Source organism: Mesorhizobium sp. (genome assembly GCF_005063415.1).
Classification (GTDB): Bacteria; Pseudomonadota; Alphaproteobacteria; order Rhizobiales; family Rhizobiaceae; genus Mesorhizobium.
In genome coordinates this window covers 1-2067 of record NZ_SUEG01000071.1, presented here as the reverse complement: position 1 = coordinate 2067, position 2067 = coordinate 1, and the positions used below count along the sequence as shown (strand labels likewise).

Genomic DNA, 2067 nt, shown 5'->3' with positions numbered 1-2067 from the left:
TTGCTAGAGGCTGGCTCTGCCAGCCAATGGGCTTATGAAGCAAGCCTGGGGGGCGGCTCTCGCCAAGTAAACCAACCGAAGCACCTACCACAGGCACTTGTGGCGTTGCAGGACTTGGTGCGTGCGATACCGGCGCTAGGCACTTACGGCTTTGCCCTGCCCCGTACGTGGGCCGAACTGGCGCGAATCGTGCCCCAAATGTGCCGAATTGCTGGAATTTCCGACGATGCGCGCCGCCGCGCGGTCAACCAAATGGGCGAGCAACAGGCGGCCGTGGCGGTCGCTGTGACGCTACAGAAGTTCGACCGGCAAGAAGTTACCTCGCCGGGCGGCTATTTGCGGGCCATGACAGAGCGCGCGGCCGCCGGCGAGCTTCATCTTGCCCGGTCAGTGTTCGGGCTCGTGGCGCGCAGCATGACGGAGGCGTTGAATTGAGGTTCCGAGCGGCATTGGCGGCTGCGGTCGCGATAGTTTGCAATCGGCGTCGGCGCAGCCGCGGCCGATCCAGCCACCTGGTCCGGCACTGTCCGGGTGATCGACGGAGACACGATCAGCGTGCGCCAGCAGCGCATCCGGATCGCGGCGATCGACGCTTGCGAACTCGACCAGACAGGCCTTCGCGACGGCAAGGTCTGGCAATGCGGCCTGGCGGGCCGAGCCTTTCTTCGGCGAATGATCGATGGGAAACACGTCCGTTGCCGGGTCATCGACCGCGACCGCTATCGGCGCCTGGTCGGACAGTGTTTCTACGATGAAACCGATGTCGGGTTAGCGATGGTCCGAGCCGGGCTTGCCGAGTCGATGCTTCGATAGCTGCCGTCGTCCCATCCCATCGACCTGGTTGAGTATGGCGTGGCCGAGAACAGCGCCCGAGACAGAGGGCTTGGCATCTGGTCTGCCAAGATCGAAAGTCCGCATCTCTACCGGCGCGCTAAAAAGTCTCCAGCGCATTGACCTGTCATACACCCAAAGCGGCGATATGAATTGGCAGAAGTGGTGAAGCAACTTGCTTCTCGATTCTTGCGTGAAAGGGCAGAAAGCCGTTGTAACGGTGCGAGTTGTGAATAGAATAGGGTCACTTCTTGCCGCTTCAGGCCGTCACCGATCCGGAGGCAGATAGCCAATGATGTTCATCCCTCACCCCTCCATGGCCGTTGCTTTTGACGCTCGTTCGCACGTCGACGCGGCTTGCGCAAATCCGGACTCCGCAAAAATTTCCCCGCCTGCGGCTTCCTCGCGCAGCAAATTTTTCCGGCCTCCGGCCTCCTCCGCTGTGCTTCGGCCTGCGGTGCGCACCGCTTTCTGCCGTGCCGGTGAACAATCGTCGCAACCACCAAAGAGGAGTGACTGACATGACCACCACCAACTTCATCCAGTTCGACACCGACGACCTGGACGCCGCCAAGGGCAACGGCCTTATCTCCACCATCGATCGCGACCTGGACATCCACGTTGTCCCATTCGACTCGAGCAACGAGAAAGCCCCGACGCATCGCGTCTATGCCAAGTCACCGCGCGGCTATGACATCGAGGTCGGCGGCATCTGGAAGAAGACCAGCGAGGCGAAAAAGCCCTACTACACGCTTTCGATCAAGCGCCTCGGCTTCAACGCCAATCTCGGCCGCTATCCCGGCCAGGACGATCCCACCTTGCAGGCGATCATCGAATGGGAACCCCGCGATTGATTGTCGCGAAGCGCCCGGCCTCGAGCCGGGCGCATCCCTTCACAAGCCGATAGATGCCGCAAATCGCTCGATTTTCGGCGGTTTTTCTGCTAAAGTTTTTTGCCATTGGAGATCTGTTGATGAACATTCATTCGACCCATCCCGACCGCTCGCCGGAGGCCGTTGCCCGGCGTCGCAAGGCGACGGATCAGGCTCGCGCGGCCAATATCCGGCAGGGCTACACACACGATCCGGTGCTGGAGGAAGCGACGGCGGCCTATGTCGCCGGCGACATCACCCGCGAAGAGTATCGCCTGCGCGTCGTGCGTCCGGCGAAACGGGCGTAATCGAGACTCCCAACCTCTAGAGGCGAAGGCCGCCTGCCCTACGCAGGCGGTTTTTT

Annotated in this window: 3 protein-coding genes and 1 pseudogene; all 4 read left to right on the top strand. The window is 61.4% G+C overall.

Features of this window, described 5'->3' with window-relative positions; genetic code table 11:
• A partial coding sequence (gene repC, locus E5W70_RS18895; RefSeq protein ID WP_292660746.1) for a replication initiation protein RepC occupies positions 1-435 on the top strand: 435 nt, incomplete at its 5' end.
• Positions 436-477: 42 nt separating this feature from the next.
• Positions 478-954: pseudogene (locus tag E5W70_RS18890) on the top strand (thermonuclease family protein).
• Positions 955-1352: 398 nt separating this feature from the next.
• Complete coding sequence (locus E5W70_RS18885) at positions 1353-1685, top strand: DUF736 family protein (RefSeq protein WP_292660744.1); 333 nt, start codon at positions 1353-1355, stop codon at positions 1683-1685.
• 119 nt (positions 1686-1804) lie between these two features.
• Positions 1805-2011, top strand: a complete 207-nt coding sequence (locus tag E5W70_RS18880; RefSeq protein WP_292660742.1) for a hypothetical protein — start codon at positions 1805-1807, stop codon at positions 2009-2011.
• Positions 2012-2067: the final 56 nt, after the last annotated feature.